This window comes from Alkalibacterium putridalgicola (genome assembly GCF_900109825.1).
GTDB lineage: Bacteria > Bacillota > Bacilli > Lactobacillales > Carnobacteriaceae_A > Alkalibacterium > Alkalibacterium putridalgicola.
On the sequence record NZ_FOBL01000014.1, the window covers coordinates 46596 to 64053 of the forward strand.

Consider the following 17458-nt stretch of genomic DNA (forward strand, 5'->3'; position numbering starts at 1 on the left):
AACGTTAGAAGGAGGACATTATGGGGTTACTAGTAGATGGACAGTGGCATGATAAATGGTATGATACCGAAAAAAATGACGGACGTTTCATAAGAGAAGAATCCCAGTTCAGGAACTGGGTCACCAAAGACGGCAGTGCCGGTCCCAGTGGTGAAGCGGGCTTTAAAGCCGAACCAGGCAGATATCACTTGTATATTTCCAATGCCTGCCCCTGGGCGAACCGTACGATGATCATGCGCAAATTAAAAGGTCTGGAAGACATGATCTCCGTGTCGGTCGTCAATCCGTTGATGGCGGAAAACGGCTGGACTTTCGAGCCGGATGAAGGGGGCGTCCCGGATCCGGTGGATGATGCGGATTACTTATACGAAGTGTACACGCGTGTCGAACCGGACTACAGCGGACGGGTAACGGTTCCTGTCTTGTATGATCTGAAACAGCACAAGATCGTCAACAACGAATCCTCAGAAATCATGCGCATGCTGAACAGTGCCTTTGATGAAGTTGGAGCGCTAGAAGGTGACTATTATCCTGAAGAACTGAGGGACGATATCGACAAGATCAATGACCGTGTCTACAATGCGATCAATAACGGGGTGTATAAAGCCGGCTTTGCGACGAAGCAGGAGGTCTACGACGAAGAAGTCACCAAACTCTTTGAAGCCCTGGATGAAGTGGAAGCGATCCTTGAAAAAAATCCGTATCTGATCGGCAACCGGATCACTGAAGCAGACTGGCGCCTGTTTACGACGCTGATCCGTTTTGACAGTGTCTATCATGGTCACTTCAAGTGCAACCTCAAACGCATCACAGATTATGAAAATCTCTGGCTCTACACAAGAGAGTTGTATAATTGGCCGGGCGTTTCTGAAACGATCAACTTCCGTCACATCAAAGAGCATTACTACCGCAGCCACAAAACCATCAATCCGACGGGGATCGTCCCTAAAGGACCCGACCTGGACTTCAGTATGGACACGATTTAACATGTAATTTGAAAAAGGAACGACCATTTTCCCTGATGCAGGGAGACGGTCGTTCCTTTTGTTTGGGTAAACGTATTGAGCTGTCTACTTATTTGTGATCTCTGATCTCTTTTTGACTTAGTCGATAGGGATCAAACGGAGCGAGTGACTCCTCGTTTTAAATTGAACAGGTGGAGTAATTCAAGCAGGCTGGTGATCGTATAGGTACTCTGGGCGAGTTCGGCATCGACAGATACTTCAGCATAGTTGTACCAGACACTGTCTATCCCGGCGTTATTAGCGCCTTTGATATCCGAAGTGAGACTGTCCCCGACCATCAGGAATTCCTCTTTAGTGTGGGCGTTTAAGGTGTCAAAAATATGATGGAAGAAGTGAGGGTCCGGTTTTTCGACACCGATGTCCTCAGAAATAAAGACCTCTTCGAAAAAGTGAGTGATGCCGGCGCCTTTCATCCGCTGCCACTGGGTTTTTGCGACACCGTTCGATCCGGCATAAAGCTTGTACCCGTTGTTTTTAAGGACGGTCATCAGCTCATGGGCGTGTTCCATCATCTTATAGCCTTCGCCAAGATACTCGCTGAAATAGGCATCCACTTTTTTGCCATCCACCTTTATATCGAACGTTTCAAGGAACAAGGCGAAACGACTGGAAAAAAGCTCTTCCCGTGTAATGATCCCCTGCTCGAGCTTTCGCCATAAGCCGTGGTTGATGTCTTTATATGTCTGAACCGTTTCCTTTGTATAAGGAAGGTCATACATCTCTATGACTCTTTTCAGAGACTTTTCCTCGGTATCTGAAAAATCGAGTATCGTGTTATCTAAATCAAAAATTATTTTTTTATATCTCATGGATCCTATCATCCTCATCCGCTTTGTCATGAAAAATTTATTCCATTATACCTATTCTATCTATCTGTGCCACTAAATTCAAATGCTTTTTAACCTGGCAAGCTGGGTCAGAAGGGTCTTATTCTTTTGGGATCCTTTTAAAGGAAAAACAGAGAATGGGGTATCCGTTATTCTGTCTATTCTGTAAGGTTTGTCTTATACTATAGGGTAATAAAGGGTTCCAGTACAACGATGTTTGATGAAAGGAGCAAATTATGCGTTATACCATTACAGGAGCAACGGGACGTTTAGGCAAAGAAGTCATGACCGTTGCTTTAAATAGCTTACCGGCTAAAGAACTGCGGGTCTCTGTCCGCAATGTCGATAAAGCTGAAGAGTATAAAGAACAGGGGGTGGAAGTGAAGAAAGCAGATTACCGGAACAAATCAGAACTGGTTTCGGCCTGGGAGGATACCGATGTCCTGATCTATATCCCAAGCATCGTTCACCCAAGTTATGAGCGGCTGCCGGAAATCGAGAATGTGGTCACGGCGGCAGAGGAAGCAGAGGTGAAGCAGTTCATTTTTGTCAGTTTCTACGCGGACCAGGAGAATAATCCGTTTCAGATGAGTCCGTTTTACGGGTACGCCAGCAGACGTCTGGCCAGCTCCAAGCTTTCTTATACGGTTATAAAGAATGCGATGTACGCGGATCCACTGGTCAGTTATCTGCCTGAACTGATCGAACGGAAAAATGTCGTTTATCCGGTCCCGCATGAAAAAGTCAGTTATATTTCACGAGAAGACAGTGCCAAGGCGATCGTGGAAGTGGCAGGAGATGCCACACTTCAGAACCGGACATACACGTTAACTCAGGACCGCTCTTACACAATGAGGGAGCTGGCAGATACGCTCAGCGATGTGTCGAGAAAGAAAATCGGTTTTGAGCCTCTATCGCTTGAAGAGTTCGCAGAAACGTATGATGAACCGGAAGGGTTTGGTGCGTTGCTGGCTTCTATGTATAAAGCAGCCAATCTGGGTCTTTTGGATATCGTTACGGATGACTTCCGGACCATAACAGGAAGAAAAGCGGAATCCCTGGCCAGTTACCTGAACCGTCACTATTCAAAGAGTTAGAGCTTGAGTAGAATTTGAATCGATCGCTCGGTAAAAGGATGGGGCTCCCATCCTTTTTTCTTTTATAAGAACAAAGCGTGCCCTTCGCGATCAGAAAGTCGAGCTGGAGGGCACGCAATGAGGTCGCACGTGCCCTTCGCTATCAGAAAGCCGAGCTGGAGGTCACGCATTGGGTCCGCGCGTGCCCTTCGCGATCAGGAAAATGGTCTGGAGGTCACGCAAACGGTCCGCGCGTGCCCTTCGCGAACAGAAAGTCGAGCTGGAGGGCACGCAATGAGGTCGCGCGTGCCTTTCACGATCAGAGAACCTACTTGAAAGGCACAGAATCTATGCTGAAGCACCTATAAAATGAAAAAGAAAGAAGCCAGCCGGCTTCTTTCTTCAAATTCGAAATAGTAAATTATAGTGAACGGTTAGGTCCGTTATCTAGTGGTGTCTCATTCGGATTCTTCATACTGTCGGAATAGCCGATCGCATCATTGGAACGGTTGTTGGAAGGGTCCGTGCTGCTGTTTCTGAGGTCTTCCAGTAGTTCGGCATCAGCCGTGTAGGAACCTTCTTCCGAAGTAAGACCAGAATCATCGCCAGTATAGGCCCGGTCTGCCTGCAAAGGATTGACATCGGGAGACTGTTCCTTCGATTCGCCTTTGTCTTCAGTCACCTGAACGACAAAGCGCCCGTCTTCCAGATCTTCCATATGCTTGCCTAACTCTTTCTTATCCTGATCAGTCAGATCTGAAATCTGTTTGACCGTGATATCAACGGCTTTGAGCTGTTCTTCCTGATGTGCCTTACTGCTGATGAGTATGATCGCATCAGCATCGTAACCACGCATGATCAGCGTGTCCACGGCACGCAGGGCATCTTCCACTTTGGCATAACTGCCTTCGACATGTGTATTCACAAGTTAGTCCTCCTCATATATTGCCTGGTTTAAGAGTCGTCTTCTTTATCGCGAATGAGTCCGCGCAAATCTTCAGCTGTCTCTGGTGGATTCTTAAGCACCTCTCTGACTTTATCCAGATCGGGTTCCACGTTCCAAGTCAGGATACCGACCGGTTTTCCTTCTTTAAGATAATAAGCCACTTTGCCGTCATCGACATGATCGATAAAGATATGCAGATCCGGATCGAGTGTGCCGATGGCTTTCCATGAAATATCAAAGACTTTTGAATAGAAGTAAGGGGTATAGTCATACGGTTCGCCGGCACCGGCCATGCTTTTTCCGACGGCTGTTCCTGATTTGCGGGCATGATCGACGTGTTCGATACGGTGTCGACCTAAAATCGGATCCGGATAAGCCGAAATATCTCCGGCCGCATAGACGTCAGGGTCAGACGTGCGGAAGTAGTCGTCAACGATGACCCCGTCCTCGACGTCCAGACCGGCTTCTTCTGCCAGGGAGAGACGCGGTTTGACGCCCAGGCCTAAAACGAGGGCATCGCCTTCAACTGTTTCTCCGTCCTCCAGTTCAAGGACCAGTTTTCCGTCGTCTTTTTTATAAGAATCGGCGCGGCTGTCATGCATTAAAGTGACGCCGGCTTTCCGGTAACTGTCTTCATATTCTTTTGCCAGTTCAAGTGGAAAACGCGTATCACCCAGGACTTGCTGCGGATAAATGAGAGTGACTTCAGTATTGTTCAGTTTCAGGTTGGCAGCCAGCTCCGTTCCGATATAACTGCCGCCGACAACGATGACGTGCTGGTTGTCTCCTGAGACGTCTCTCAACTTGCGGTAGTCTTCAAATGAACGGAAGGCGATGACGCGGTCGTCTTCTGGTCCGTCCAGTGTCTGTGGTTCACCGCCAGTGACTAGAAGCAGCTTGCTGTAAGTGTAAGATTTACCGTCCTCAGTGGTGACAGATTTGTTTTGCCGGTCGATAGTCGTCACCACCGTTTCGAGCATGACGTCTGCATCTGTTTCTTCGGCTGTGTCGAAAGGGACATCGTCAACGGTAAACGTGTCATCTGTCCATATTTTTTTCGTTAAAGCCGGACGTGTGTATGGACCATCCTGGTCAGAAGAGAGGATACCGATGGAGCCTTTTTTATCCACTTCTCTGATGCCTTCTGCAGCATAGCCGGCAGCGATCCCGCCACCGATAAATAAGTAGTCATAATAGTTTTCGCTGGATAAAGTCATTAACTGATCTCTCCTTTAAAAATAAATGAAGTATTATATCGTCGCAACGGATCCGCCGTCTACACGGTAATTGGCTCCGTTGACGAATGAGGCTTTTTCTGAACATAAAAAGGTGATGACGGCAGCCACTTCTTCGGTCTGACCGCGGCGCTTCAATTCAATATGGGGGCGTTCTTCGTCTAAGAAGGAGTCTACAGCCTCGTCAAAGGAAACATTCTTCTCTTCCGACCGCTTCTGCATCATTCTGTCGGTCATCGGCGTTTCAATAAATGCCGGGGAGACCGTATTGACGAGTAATCCCTCCTTGGCATACGAACGGGACAGCCCTTTGGCAAAGGACAAGACCGCCGCTTTGGCACTGTCGTAAGGCAGTTCGTTGTCATAAGGCTGAACTGCATTCTCTGAAGAAATAAAGATGAGCCGTCCCCAGCCGCCTTCTCTTAAATCGGGAAGGAATTCTCTGGCGACGCGCACAGGGCCGTGCAGGTTCTGCTCGATGGTATAGACCCAGTCGTCATCCGAGAGCGTATGAAACAGTCCCTGAGCCCCCGTGACACCTGCATTCTGAACTAAAATATCGATACTCCCCAGACTCTTTTTGATATATTCATGTAACTGCTTAAGAGATTCGAGACTTCTGATGTCTGAAGGGAAATAGAGCAGTCTGTCATTTTCAGTCAGTTCCATGGCAGCTTGTTTCAAGTCTTCCTCATCTAGATCAGTCATCACGACCGTTGCGCCTTCTTCTAAAAGAGCCCGGGTCGTCTCTTTACCGATCCCTGAAGCTGCTCCTGTGACTAATGCGACTTTGTCTTTTAAACCTAATTCCATAGCGCCTCTCCTTTCATGGCTTGCTTAAATATTTCGAAATCTATTCGATCCTTGTTACTTTAAAGATTACTATTCATACTGTAAAACTTCAATTAATAGCTATTGTAAAGCTGTTTCAGGGTAGGCAAGATCACACGGTTCTAAATAATCGAACCCGTTTCGGGATGAAAAAAAGACCAGACGATTAGGTCTGATCCTGCAATAAATAACGTTATAGTTGTCGATCCGTTAATTACTTTTCAAGTCTACATATCCATATGGATTATAGACAGCCTTGGGATTTTTACGCGTGCCTTCCACATAATCCTCCCGATCCATGATTTCAAACATTTCTATAGCCGAGTTGAATGCATTCTCACTGTCTTCTGAAAACCCGTCACCTTTCAGGCACATCCCTTTTCGTACAAGAGCAGCTCCTAAAACAATGATCTGGTATTCTTTTTTGCTTTCAGTGATCAAGTGGTCAACATAGACCATGGCCCGCTTATATTGACCATTATCGATCAGTATACAGGCGATATTGGATAAGTAAGAAAGTCTCAGATCATCTGCTTCCTGAAATGACTTATATTCCTGAAGGTCGTCCAGTGCTTTGTTCGTTAGTGAAATGGCTGTTTCGATTTCAAATAAATAGAGCGTTCTATTCAGAAGTTGATATTCAGCAAGGTACATCTTATCGAGTGTTTTCAAGCGGTCCCAAACTTTACCAGCGTACATCTGCGCTTTCTTCAGATCGTGATCATTCAGAAGTGCCCAGTAACCTAACGTTACATTGAGGATGTCCTGAACCATGTGATCTGAACGTTTTTGGAGTAAGTCATTTGAAGCTTTTATCAAATTCTGAAGATAGGGTAGCGAAGGGGACTGGGTCATATTTTTGAATAAATACAGAATATGCTCTTTTTCGTTTAAATTATAACCATTCAAAATAAAGGAGAACTCATCCACTGACATATCCATATGGTCGAGGATTGCAAAAAACTTGACGATATTCGGATTGATTTCATCATTCTCTACCTTAGTATAGTTGGATCGCGACATTTTACCGTCCGCGATGTCTTCCTGGGTATAGCCTTTGTTCATACGGATCGTTTTCAGCGTCTGACCAAAATGATAGTATATATTATCCATTTGTATTCTCCTTAATAGAGCATGAGTGAATATTAAATCAGAAATGAATAATTTAATATGCGGAATAGTTGATTTATAGGGCTCTTAAAATTATCGCTACTGTAAATTATACAGTAAGGAGATGGTTTACTAACATTTGGGTAAAATTTGAACATATATTAAAATAGTTACAAAAACGTGGTATCATGTTACTAATTTAACAATGGGATATACAAATAAGTTGAGTTGTTGGTTTTTTTTACTATTCTGATGGGGTGACATGAATGAAAGAAGAATCGAAAATAACGCTGCATCCGTTAAAATCTCTGATGATCGTGTTGATCGGGACGGAGAAAGTGATCACTTTAACTGTGGATGAGAATGATTTAGTGATGAATGCGGATGGTGAGATAGACTGTCCGATGGAGACAACGTTAAGAAAGAATAAAATTACTGCCGAGACTATGAATAAGTGGGGAATCGAAAGCGTTCGATTAGTGGAGATGACGAGTGAGAAAGAGAAGGTACTGTATGATTTTGAACCGGAAGTGGTTTTAGATTTGTTACAACTTTAACACAGATGAGTGAGAATAGATAGTTATTCGATGTGATATAAATCGCAGCAAATAACTATAACTTATATAACTTGAGTGCAGATACACTTTATTATCTGCGCTCTTTTTGTGTCTAACAAAAGGAATCCAAGAACAAAGAGCAGATACTTTTACAAGCGTCCAGACAAGATATCAGAGTTTTCAGTATGTTATTCTATATGTAAGAGGATTCTGGACGAACTAGTCAGTAACTCGTGTGTATGCAATAATCATGATGTGACTGAATGGCAGAATCAGCTGGGATACAGGCAAAGTAAGAAACAGTATGAATGACTCAAGAAATTCTATAATCTCATAAAGAAGGGGACCTTATGGCTGACATAAAATGGTTTACATTAAGCGAAGAAGAAGTCGAGCAGGAACTTGAGACGGATAAAGAAACCGGGCTAAGCGAAAATGAAAGTGAAGAACGAAAAGATAAGTACGGCTTGAATAAACTGCCTGAGGGTGAACAGACACCGGAATGGGTCAAGTTTCTGAGGCAGTTCAATGACATCCTGATATATATTCTACTGGTCGCCGCTGTCGTTACCTTTATATTGGAACAGTATATCGATACCTCTGTCATCCTTTTAGTCGCTATCGTGAATGGCGTCATTGGTTATGTTCAGGAAAGCAAGGCCGAAAAAGCGCTGGAAGGAATCAAAAACATGCTGTCTCTGGAAGCGATTGTTCTGCGGGACAAACAGAAAGCAGAGGTGGATTCCACAGAAATCGTTCCCGGAGATATCGTCCTTTTGAAATCCGGTGACAAAGTACCGGCTGATATAAGGCTGTTTGAAGAGGACAGGCTGAAAGTAGAAGAATCACCACTGACAGGGGAATCGACATCTGTTGAGAAACAGACGGAGAAACTGGACGAAGATACCCCGCTGGGTGACCGGACGAACATGGTTTTCTCTGGAACAACGGTATCTTCTGGAACAGCAAGAGGCATCGTTGTGGAAACAGGGGAATCCACTGAGATAGGGCAGATCAATCGTTCCATGAATGAAGTAGAAGAAATCAAGACACCGCTGCTCAGGCAGACAGATAAATTCGGCAAGACGATTTCAGTCGTCATCCTTGTGCTGGCTGTCCTTTTATTTATCGCCGGCATGCTGATCCATGATTATGAATGGGGAGAGCTTTTACTTTCGGTCATCAGTCTGACTGTCGCGTCCATCCCGGAAGGTCTGCCGGCCATCCTGACGATCATTCTGGCGCTTGGGGTGCAGTCGATGGCAGACAAGAATGCGATCATGCGTACGCTGCCGTCGGTCGAAACCTTAGGCGCCGTGACAGTCATCTGTTCAGATAAGACAGGGACCCTGACGAAAAATGAAATGACTGTCCAGTCAGTTGTGACGAGAGACAAAGCTTACTCCGTGACTGGTCTGGGTTATGAACCTGAAGGCGAGATATTAAATGAAAAGGAAGAAGCCGTTGATGTGGCAGAAGAAAATGATTTGAAAGAACTTCTGACAGCGGCAAAAACAATCAATGAAGCAGATATATATCAGAAAGACGACCAGTGGGAAGTAAGAGGCGATCCGACAGAAGGCTGCCTGATCACACTGGCTGAAAAATCAAACGTAGACATTGAGGCTCTTGATATCCAGTCAAAAATACCTTTTGATTCAGAATATAAATATATGGCAGGGTTAGTGGAAGAGAGCAATTTGAAAAAAATCTATATCAAAGGGGCACCTGACCGGTTGTTTGATATGGCAGACCTCGATTCAGAAGAACGTGAATACTGGGAAGAGCGGGTGAGCGAGCGTTCGAAAAAAGGCGAGCGTGTCCTGGCTGTAGGAGTGAAAGAAGTTTCAAAATCAACTGATCGTATCGATCATGATGATGTCCAGTCCGGCATCACGCTGCTGGGTCTGACAGGAATCATCGATCCGCCGCGGGAAGAAGTGATCGAAGCAATAAAAGTCTGTAAAGAAGCCGGTATTCAGGTTAAAATGATAACAGGCGATCACAAAGAAACGGCGCTGGCGATCGCAAAGGAATTAGGTATTACAGATAAGGATAAAGTAACAGAAGGTCGTGAACTGGAGGACATGTCGGAAGAGGAGATCCAGTCACTGGTAGAAGAAGTGGATGTTTTTGCCAGGACGAGTCCGCAGAACAAACTTCAGTTAGTTGAAGCTCTCCAGAGTAATGGCCATGTAAGTGCGATGACTGGTGACGGTGTAAACGATGCGCCGGCACTGAAACGTGCAGATATCGGTGTCGCTATGGGGATAAAGGGAACGGAAGTAGCCAAGGAAGCGTCTGAAATGGTCTTGGCAGACGATGACTTCTCCACCATTGTCAACGCTGTAAGAGAAGGCCGTCGGGTGTACGATAACCTGAAGAAAACCATCCTTTTCATCTTGCCGACTAATGGGGCTGAAGCGCTTCTTGTGGTGGCTGCTCTGCTGATCGGTATAGAAATGCCGCTGACTCCGGTTCAGATCCTCTATGTCAATATGATCACAGCCGTAACGATCGCACTGGCACTGGCTTTTGAGCCTCTTGAAAAAGGAACGATGTCCAAGCCGCCAAGAAATCCGAATGAGCGGCTGTTGAGTCCCTATTACGTGTTTCGTATCCTTTTTGTCTCGGTGCTTATAGGTGGAGCCATTATGTGGATCAATCAGGGACTGCTGGCAGGGTATGACCGTGAACACTTGAATACCATCACGCTTCATTCGCTGGTGTTCGCTCAGCTGTTTCACTTATTCAATGTCAGAAACGAGCGACACTTCAGTCTGAATGATCAGTTTTTCAACAACGCGGCTGCCTTTTTAGTATCTGGTTTACTGATCGTCTTCCAGTTGCTGGTGACTTATGTGCCGTTTCTGTCTAATGCGCTTGGACTGTACCCGATCGACCTGTATGACTGGGTATATCCCGTATTGGTCGGTTTCAGCGTATTTGTCGTCGTTGAAATCGAAAAATTCATTACACACAACATTTTAAAAAGAAATAAAGGTTAGGGAACGATATATCAGAAAGTGGGGAACAGTGACATGATGGAAAATCAGGTGTCCGAATATGATGTGATAATTGTTGGTGCGGGGTTGGCAGGGTTATCTGCAGCGAAAGTCCTGCATGAAGAAGGTAAAAGCTATATGATCCTTGAAGCAACGGAACGTCCAGGTGGAAAGGTCTATTCCAAAACTTCAGAAGATACGTCCCGTTACTTTGAGCTGGGTGCTCAGTTCATCAATAAAGAGATGATCGAAATAGTTAAACTCATAGAAGAAACCGGAATGACACTTACCAGGAACGAGGGAACACAAAACAGTATAGTTATCAGTGACAAGAGCAAAGAACTCATTAATCTGGATTTTAGTGACATCACAGATACCCTGGGAGCCATTTCAGGTGAACATTTTGACTCGAAACCGCTTGACCAGGTACTTGAAAAGCATATCAGCCAGAAAAGAAAGCGTCAGATCCTGAAAAGTTTTATAGCTGCAGAAACGACTGTGAACAGCAGATATATCAATGCAGAGGCTATGAAAAATCTGGTCAGTCGGGTCACCACCACGACCAGCGGTTTGGAATATCAAGCCTCAGATCCGCTTTCAAATGTCATCAAATATTTGGAGACACTCAATAAAGATGCCATTCACTACCTTGAACCTGTAGCGAAAGTTAAGGAAACTAAATCAGGCTACACCCTGAAAACCAAAAACAAAGCAAAACATCATACAAAAGCCCTTATTATGGCGGTGCCGCCTACAGCAGCGTCAAGGATCACATTCAGTTCCACCATTGCCGATCATTATAGGCCTTATCTGGAAAGTTATACTGATGGTGCTGTAATAAAGATGACGTTTGTCTATGACACACCTTTCTGGCGAGAGAGAGACATCAAAGATAAGAAAAAGAGTATCTACGGTGTTATTTATAGTGCCCATGAAGGTGTCAACCTGATGGATTCTTCAAAAGAGAGTGGAGAAAATCGACTGACTCTGTTTATTGGTGGCGACAAAGCGAAGGAGCTTGCCGATGTGCCGATCGAGGTGAAAGAATTCTATGCCAGAGAGCGACTGATAGAAGTATTAGGAGAAGATGCAGAGCATTACAAAGATTATGAAATCAGTGAGTGGCAGCATTCTCCTTATTACGGTGGCGGATATGGGGCGATCATCCATCATCATGGCATTCCGGATGCGAATAAGACGTTAAGGGAACCCCATCGAAATATGGTGTTTGCCAGCACGGAACTGGCCTTTGATTTCCCTCTCTTCATGGAAGGTGCTGTTCGGTCCGGTCAATATGCCGCAAAGCGACTGCTTGAAAAAATGAGTGAGAACGTAACGGAATAGAGTTTGAACATAAGAAAAAGGAGCTGGGACATAAAGTCTCAGCTCCTTTGGCGTTTCCGGAAGTTTTTGATAAATGCCCTGTGCGAAAAAAGCAACCCCGCGGTCCGTAGAAGTGTTTTGAATAGACGTTTAGTGACCAGTTTATGCTGGGACTTCTCAGGAAGTGGTTGTTGTATGAGGTCATCGATCGGCAGAACGCTTTTCTTTCTATAATCGTTTTAAAAAGAAAAAGGCTAGGATTTATCCCAGCCTCATTCCTTCTTACTTATGCAATTATTAGATCAGTTGTTGATAGGGGGGACGACTTCACCCTCTGATTCAACGGCTTCTTTCAGGATATATTTTCCGTAAATTTTGTCGATCACAAGCGCAATGGCATTGTCGCCGGAAACATTGGCGGCAGTACCGAAGCTGTCCTGTGTGATATAAAGAGAAATAAGCAGGTTACCTAATGAACCGGTTGGGTCAATGCCGACCATGTAAACAAAGGGTAAAGCACTCATGACAGCTCCACCTGGTGCGCCCGGTGCTGCGACTAAGGCCACACCTAATGTAGCAATAAAGGCAGCCATCATACCGAAACTGTGTGTCATGTCGAACATCAGGAGGACGGCTGTCACACAAGATGTGATCGTTACGACACTTCCCATAAGATGGATCGTTGCACTCAATGGAATAACAAATTCTCTGATTTCCGTAGATACACCGTTCTTGCGTGCACATTCCATATTGACCGGTATAGTAGCGGCAGAAGACTGTGTGCCCAAAGCTGTAAAGTATCCAGGGATCTGATTTCTGAGTAAAGTGATCGGGTTCTTGCCAGTATACAGACCTGCGAAAATGAACAGCAATGTGACAAGCAGGAGCTGAAGGCCGATAACGACGATGAAGACTCTCCAGAAAACGGATAGCAGAGAGAAGACAGAACCGCTGTAGCTTAAGTTTAAGAAGTTACCGAAAATGTAGAAGGGTAAACCTGGAATAATAATAGCTGACAAAATTTGAGTGATTATGGCACCAAATTCAGAGAAGAAGTTATACATGACTTCGCCTTTTTTCTCTTTACGCAGCCAGGAGATAAAGACCCCGAACAGGAAGGCAAAGACGATGGCAGAAGTAACGCTGAACAGTGGTTCAAGCGGAAGGTCGAATAGCGGTTCTAGGGCTGTTCCTTCCGTCTGCACCGTTTCCCTTACAGAGGCATCGATGAAGAGCGGGAATAGATTGGAAGCTAACAGATACGCAATGAACCCACCGATCAGTGTGTTTGAATAAGCCATTAGAGCATTAAGGCCAAGTAATTTTCCGGCACCATCTGTCAGATCAGAAATACCCTTGACAACAAAGCCGACGATCATTAAAGGAATAATAAAGGCTAATAAACGACTGAATAAGGCTGAAAATGTAACGGGGATCTGAAGAATGAAATCAGGTATAAAGGTCAACTGCCCCACCAGGACCCCCAGACCAATAGCGATGAGTAACTTTGGAACTAAACCAACTGTAAATTTCTTTCGTTTTTCCATTGTATCTCCTCCAATTTTTATCCGTTTAATTGATAAACAGATTGTGTAATTTTTTACAGTATACTACATTAAGCTAGAATAAGATATAACAAATTATATTTTTATTTAAAAAATTATTAGAGGTTTTTATACGCTTTGTTAGCGCATCCAATACTTGTTTTGTTTGGTGTGACAACATTAGAATAGGATGTGAAGATAATGTGTATACGCTTACGTTGCGTTGGCGTAATTGACTGGAAAAATGAAAGATAGTCCATTATAATTTAATAGAAGGGCAAGAAAGGAAGCTGGTCATGTACTTAAAATCCATATGTTTTCCTGATAAAGAAACAGAGTTTGATTTTTTTATCGGAATCAAACGAAAAGTATACAATACATATTATCCTTTTCAGGTCCTGTCAAAAAAAGATCTGAGTCGACTGGATCTGGCACCCGTTACGATCCTGTATGGCGGAAATGGGTCGGGAAAAACAACCGTACTGAATATTATCGCTGAGAAAATCGGAGCTCACCGGGATGCCCTGTATAATAGATCCAGTTTCTTTCCGGCTTATCTGGATTTCTGTTCCATTGAACACACCTTTAATGAACCTGTACATAAGCGGATCATTACCAGTGACGATGTGTTTGATTATATCCTGACTCTGCGTTCAGTCAACGAGGGGATCGACGAGAAAAGAGAAGAGATGTTTGATGAGTACCTTGAAGCAAAGTTTGCCACATTCCAGTTGAAGTCTCTGGATGATTATGACGAGCTGAAAAAGATGACCGAAGCCCGCCGGAAGACCCAGTCCAGATATGTCAGAGAACATCTAATGAGTAACGTGCGTGAACAGTCCAATGGGGAAAGTGCCTTCCGCTATTTTATCGAAATGATGGACGAGAATGGCCTGTATCTCCTGGATGAGCCCGAGAACAGCCTCTCCCCGGACAAACAGCTGGAACTGAAACAGTTCATTGAAGATTCTGCCCGATTTTTCGGCTGTCAGTTTATCATATCAACCCATTCGCCTTTTCTTCTTTCTCTGGAAGAAGCTCAAGTCTACGACCTGGACTCGGAACCGGTATCTGTCAGAAAGTGGACGGAGCTGGAGCACGTGAGGGACTATTATGAATTTTTCAGGAAGCATAAAGCGTCTTTTGAAGTGGAAGATCAGTAAGGAAAAGTCTCCTGTGACGGAGACTTTTTTCATTTATCCAGAGCAGTTATCTCTTATCCATATTTTTGGAGTATGTAGAGACTACTGGCTGACTATAAAATGAAGAGTGTGTAGTAGACACATGCATAATGACCGCTGAGTCAAAATTCAGTATGAGCCGGTCCTGTATGGCAGGTATAGTGACTGGTCAGAAAACAAAGGGGAATCAGTTTGCCTTAAAAGTAGGGAATAGTGACCTCTGGAGGGAGGCTGTTTTTGGGGCAGCTAAAACGCCCTTCAAAGGAATGCTCAAAAATAAAAGGCACGTGGGCAGGCGCTACCTTAGCTTTTTAGGATCGACTGATCGAAAAGAAAAGTTTGAGATTGCCTTACTACTCCAATTTAGCATCGGCTCATCCATGGAACGTAACGAGTAGTAAGAACTGATTTAATTAGGGACGACTCAACATGTCAAGGGGTTTCAGCAGATGAAACGGATATTCGATCTTCAAGACAGAATACCCATTTCCTCAAACAGATGAAGGAATAATTGAATCAGTAGGATACCTGCTCCTTAAAATGATATAGTAGGGATAATGAAGATGGAAAGGAAGACGATAGACATGAGATTAAGTGTACTGGATCAGGCACCGATAACGAGCGGTAATACAGCTCAAGGTGCGCTGGAAAAAGCGGTGGAACTTGCTCAGCTCACAGAAGAGTTGGGGTATTACCGTATGTGGATGGCTGAGCATCATGGGAGTTCCAGCTTTGCCAGTTCGGCTCCTGAAGTCGTGGTGGCGTATCTGGCAGCTAAAACAGATCACATCCGCTTAGGGACGGGTGGAACCATGATGATGCATTATTCACCTTTGAAAATGGCTGAAGTTTTCAAAACATTGAGTGCTCTGGCGCCCGGACGGATCGATTATGGGGTCGGGCGGGCTCCCGGCGGTGACCAGAATGCGATCTATGCACTGGCTCAGGGAAATGATCCGGATTTTGACCGTTTATATGAGAAGCTGGATGTGGCCCTAGACTTGATCAAAGATGAGATCCCTAAAGAATCGTTATACAAAAAGACGCCTGCTTCACCTCAAAATGTGACCTTACCCGAAGCCTGGCTCTTGGGTTCAAGCGGCAACAGCGCGATTCAGGCAGGACAGAAGGGGCTTGGCTATTCCTTTGCCCAGTTCTTCATGCTTGGTGCGATGCGAAAAGAAATTTTTGACTTATACAGACAACGGTTCGTGCCGTCCGAATTCATGGAAAAGCCGGAAATCAGCGTTGCGTATCTGGTGACCGTAGCTGAAACGACAGAAGAAGCCGAATTTCAGGCCAAACCGCAGGACATTGCCCGGATCCGTCTTGGACAGGGCCGCATGTCGCCGTTGATGACACCTGAAGAAGCACGTGACTACCCACTGACGGAGGACGAAAAGGAAGCGATTCAGACGAACCGCGAGATCCATCTAGTGGGGACGGCCAAAGAAGTCGCTGAAAAACTGTATCAGGATCAGGAAAGATACGGCTTTCAGGAAGCGATGATCTGCAGTATCGCTCATTCACAGGAACAGCGTCTGAATGCGTATAAACTTCTGGCCGAAGAAATGCTTTAAATGATAAACTTTTTATAGATATAGAATCGATACGAAAGGAAGAAGAGCATGAAAGTCGCTTTACTGGAACCATTGAGAGTACCAAAAGATATGATCGATAAATTGGCTCGACCCATTAAAAATGCAGGTCACGACTTTATTTACTATGAAGAGAAAACAACGGATCCTGATGAACTTTTGAAACGCAGTCAGGATGCTGATGTGGTGATGATCGCCAACAATCCGTATCCGAAAGAAGTCGTGGCTAAGCTGAAAGAGACCAAACTGATCAACGTTGCTTTTACTGGTGTGGATCATGTCGCACGAGAGACGGCTAAAGAGAAAGGCATTAAAGTTGCCAATGCGGCCGGGTATTCTGACCAGTCAGTGGCTGAGCTGGTCATCGGTCTGACGCTGGACGTGTACCGTTCCATCTCTCGAGGCGACAAGGATATTAGAAAAGAATCGTTTTCCGGAATGATCCAGGGAAGAGAGATCAGAGGCAAGACTGTAGGCATCATTGGGACGGGTAATATCGGACTGAAGACAGCTGATCTGTTCAAAGCCTTTGGCGCCAACCTGATCGGATACAACCGCACGAAAAAAGAGGCAGCGAAAGATTTAGGGCTGGAGTATCTGCCGCTAGAAGATGTCCTTGCACAAAGTGACATCGTTTCTGTCCATTTACCGATGAATGAGGAAACAAGAAACTTCCTGTCCAAAGAAAAACTGGAAAAAATGAAGGACTCAGCCGTACTCATCAACTGTGCGCGGGGACCGATCATTGATAACGCAGCTTTAACGGATCTTTTGAATGAAGGAAAGCTGGCAGGTGCCGGTATCGATGTCTTCGATATGGAGCCGCCGCTTCCAGAAGATTATCCGCTGCTGAATGTTAAAAACGCCGTATTGACACCGCATGTCGACTATCTGACAGATGAAGCTATGGTCATGCGTGCTGAAATCGCCTTTGACAACACACTGGCTTTCTTGAAAGGACGACCACAGAATATAATTGATTAATAAAGAGGATACCGGGACGAAATCCCAGTATCTTTCCTTATTTCTGCTTTGAAAAAGCACACGTTTAGCTTTTATGTGCCCTTTGTGTCTTCGTTTGTAGCGTGAAGGGCATGCAAATGTGTTTTAAGTGCCCTTCGTGACTTTGTCTGTAGCGTGAAGGGCACGCAAATAGGCTTTAAGTGCCCTTCGTGACTTTGTCTGTAGCGTGAAGGGCAC

14 protein-coding genes are annotated in these 17458 nt (G+C 44.9%); 8 read left to right on the forward strand and 6 right to left on the reverse strand.

Features of this window, described 5'->3' with window-relative positions; all coding sequences use genetic code 11:
- Nucleotides 1-20: 20 nt before the first annotated feature.
- Complete coding sequence (locus BMX84_RS06225; RefSeq protein ID WP_091488143.1) at nucleotides 21-986, forward strand: glutathione S-transferase family protein; 966 nt, start codon at nucleotides 21-23, stop codon at nucleotides 984-986.
- A gap of 131 nt (nucleotides 987-1117) precedes the next feature.
- On the opposite strand, the gene BMX84_RS06230 is transcribed toward BMX84_RS06225, so the two are convergent.
- Nucleotides 1118-1834, reverse strand: a complete 717-nt coding sequence (locus BMX84_RS06230; RefSeq protein WP_177165483.1) for a YjjG family noncanonical pyrimidine nucleotidase — start codon at nucleotides 1832-1834, stop codon at nucleotides 1118-1120.
- A 254-nt stretch (nucleotides 1835-2088) separates the two neighbouring features.
- Here BMX84_RS06230 and BMX84_RS06235 point away from each other — a divergent pair, with 254 nt between their 5' ends.
- Nucleotides 2089-2949 carry an SDR family oxidoreductase gene (locus tag BMX84_RS06235; RefSeq protein ID WP_091488146.1) on the forward strand — a complete coding sequence of 287 codons (861 nt, stop codon included), beginning with the start codon at nucleotides 2089-2091 and terminating at the stop codon, nucleotides 2947-2949.
- A 400-nt stretch (nucleotides 2950-3349) separates the two neighbouring features.
- Here BMX84_RS06235 and BMX84_RS06240 read toward each other — a convergent pair whose 3' ends face one another.
- The 4 genes from BMX84_RS06240 to BMX84_RS06255 all read right to left on the reverse strand — a co-directional run bounded on the left by BMX84_RS06240 (nucleotide 3350) and on the right by BMX84_RS06255 (nucleotide 7053).
- A complete protein-coding gene (locus BMX84_RS06240; RefSeq protein WP_091488148.1) occupies nucleotides 3350-3853 on the reverse strand; it encodes a hypothetical protein in 504 nt (167 codons plus the stop codon).
- Between the two features lie 29 nt (nucleotides 3854-3882).
- Entirely contained in the window at nucleotides 3883-5091 is a 1209-nt protein-coding gene (locus BMX84_RS06245; protein WP_091488150.1) for an NAD(P)/FAD-dependent oxidoreductase, read from the reverse strand.
- Nucleotides 5092-5124: 33 nt separating this feature from the next.
- On the reverse strand, nucleotides 5125-5922 hold the full coding sequence (locus BMX84_RS06250) for an SDR family NAD(P)-dependent oxidoreductase (protein ID WP_091488152.1): 798 nt from the start codon (nucleotides 5920-5922) through the stop codon (nucleotides 5125-5127).
- Between the two features lie 228 nt (nucleotides 5923-6150).
- Nucleotides 6151-7053 carry a helix-turn-helix domain-containing protein gene (locus tag BMX84_RS06255; protein WP_091488154.1) on the reverse strand — a complete coding sequence of 301 codons (903 nt, stop codon included), beginning with the start codon at nucleotides 7051-7053 and terminating at the stop codon, nucleotides 6151-6153.
- Nucleotides 7054-7316: 263 nt separating this feature from the next.
- On the opposite strand from BMX84_RS06255, the gene BMX84_RS06260 reads away from it, so the two are divergent.
- From BMX84_RS06260 to BMX84_RS06270, 3 genes are all read left to right on the forward strand, one after another.
- The gene (locus BMX84_RS06260) at nucleotides 7317-7607 is read left to right on the forward strand and encodes a hypothetical protein (RefSeq protein ID WP_091488155.1); all 291 of its coding nucleotides are present in this window, start codon (nucleotides 7317-7319) and stop codon (nucleotides 7605-7607) included.
- Nucleotides 7608-7957: 350 nt separating this feature from the next.
- Complete coding sequence (locus BMX84_RS06265) at nucleotides 7958-10615, forward strand: cation-transporting P-type ATPase (protein ID WP_091488157.1); 2658 nt, start codon at nucleotides 7958-7960, stop codon at nucleotides 10613-10615.
- A gap of 33 nt (nucleotides 10616-10648) precedes the next feature.
- Nucleotides 10649-11956 (forward strand): flavin monoamine oxidase family protein, encoded by a 1308-nt coding sequence (locus tag BMX84_RS06270; RefSeq protein WP_091488158.1) that lies wholly within the window; start codon nucleotides 10649-10651, stop codon nucleotides 11954-11956.
- A 281-nt stretch (nucleotides 11957-12237) separates the two neighbouring features.
- Here BMX84_RS06270 and BMX84_RS06275 read toward each other — a convergent pair whose 3' ends face one another.
- Nucleotides 12238-13482: a dicarboxylate/amino acid:cation symporter gene (locus BMX84_RS06275; protein WP_091488160.1), complete on the reverse strand. Its 1245-nt coding sequence runs from the start codon at nucleotides 13480-13482 to the stop codon at nucleotides 12238-12240.
- 293 nt (nucleotides 13483-13775) lie between these two features.
- Here BMX84_RS06275 and BMX84_RS06280 point away from each other — a divergent pair, with 293 nt between their 5' ends.
- From BMX84_RS06280 to BMX84_RS06295, 3 genes are all read left to right on the forward strand, one after another.
- Nucleotides 13776-14642 carry an AAA family ATPase gene (locus tag BMX84_RS06280; RefSeq protein WP_091488161.1) on the forward strand — a complete coding sequence of 289 codons (867 nt, stop codon included), beginning with the start codon at nucleotides 13776-13778 and terminating at the stop codon, nucleotides 14640-14642.
- Nucleotides 14643-15244: 602 nt separating this feature from the next.
- Nucleotides 15245-16240 carry an LLM class flavin-dependent oxidoreductase gene (locus BMX84_RS06290; protein ID WP_091488164.1) on the forward strand — a complete coding sequence of 332 codons (996 nt, stop codon included), beginning with the start codon at nucleotides 15245-15247 and terminating at the stop codon, nucleotides 16238-16240.
- A 48-nt stretch (nucleotides 16241-16288) separates the two neighbouring features.
- The gene (locus tag BMX84_RS06295; protein ID WP_091488166.1) at nucleotides 16289-17242 is read left to right on the forward strand and encodes a 2-hydroxyacid dehydrogenase; all 954 of its coding nucleotides are present in this window, start codon (nucleotides 16289-16291) and stop codon (nucleotides 17240-17242) included.
- Nucleotides 17243-17458 lie beyond the last annotated feature (216 nt).

Excerpts from the sequence above, each read along its gene's own strand:
- BMX84_RS06225 (WP_091488143.1), top strand. The coding sequence starts at position 21 with ATGGGGTTACTAGTAGATGGACAGTGGCATGATAAATGGTATGATACC.
- BMX84_RS06230 (WP_177165483.1), bottom strand. The coding sequence starts at position 1,834 with ATGAGATATAAAAAAATAATTTTTGATTTAGATAACACGATACTCGAT.
- BMX84_RS06235 (WP_091488146.1), top strand. The coding sequence starts at position 2,089 with ATGCGTTATACCATTACAGGAGCAACGGGACGTTTAGGCAAAGAAGTC.
- BMX84_RS06245 (WP_091488150.1), bottom strand. The coding sequence starts at position 5,091 with ATGACTTTATCCAGCGAAAACTATTATGACTACTTATTTATCGGTGGC.
- BMX84_RS06250 (WP_091488152.1), bottom strand. The coding sequence starts at position 5,922 with ATGGAATTAGGTTTAAAAGACAAAGTCGCATTAGTCACAGGAGCAGCT.
- BMX84_RS06255 (WP_091488154.1), bottom strand. The coding sequence starts at position 7,053 with ATGGATAATATATACTATCATTTTGGTCAGACGCTGAAAACGATCCGT.
- BMX84_RS06260 (WP_091488155.1), top strand. The coding sequence starts at position 7,317 with ATGAAAGAAGAATCGAAAATAACGCTGCATCCGTTAAAATCTCTGATG.
- BMX84_RS06265 (WP_091488157.1), top strand. The coding sequence starts at position 7,958 with ATGGCTGACATAAAATGGTTTACATTAAGCGAAGAAGAAGTCGAGCAG.
- BMX84_RS06270 (WP_091488158.1), top strand. The coding sequence starts at position 10,649 with ATGATGGAAAATCAGGTGTCCGAATATGATGTGATAATTGTTGGTGCG.
- BMX84_RS06275 (WP_091488160.1), bottom strand. The coding sequence starts at position 13,482 with ATGGAAAAACGAAAGAAATTTACAGTTGGTTTAGTTCCAAAGTTACTC.
- BMX84_RS06280 (WP_091488161.1), top strand. The coding sequence starts at position 13,776 with ATGTACTTAAAATCCATATGTTTTCCTGATAAAGAAACAGAGTTTGAT.
- BMX84_RS06290 (WP_091488164.1), top strand. The coding sequence starts at position 15,245 with ATGAGATTAAGTGTACTGGATCAGGCACCGATAACGAGCGGTAATACA.
- BMX84_RS06295 (WP_091488166.1), top strand. The coding sequence starts at position 16,289 with ATGAAAGTCGCTTTACTGGAACCATTGAGAGTACCAAAAGATATGATC.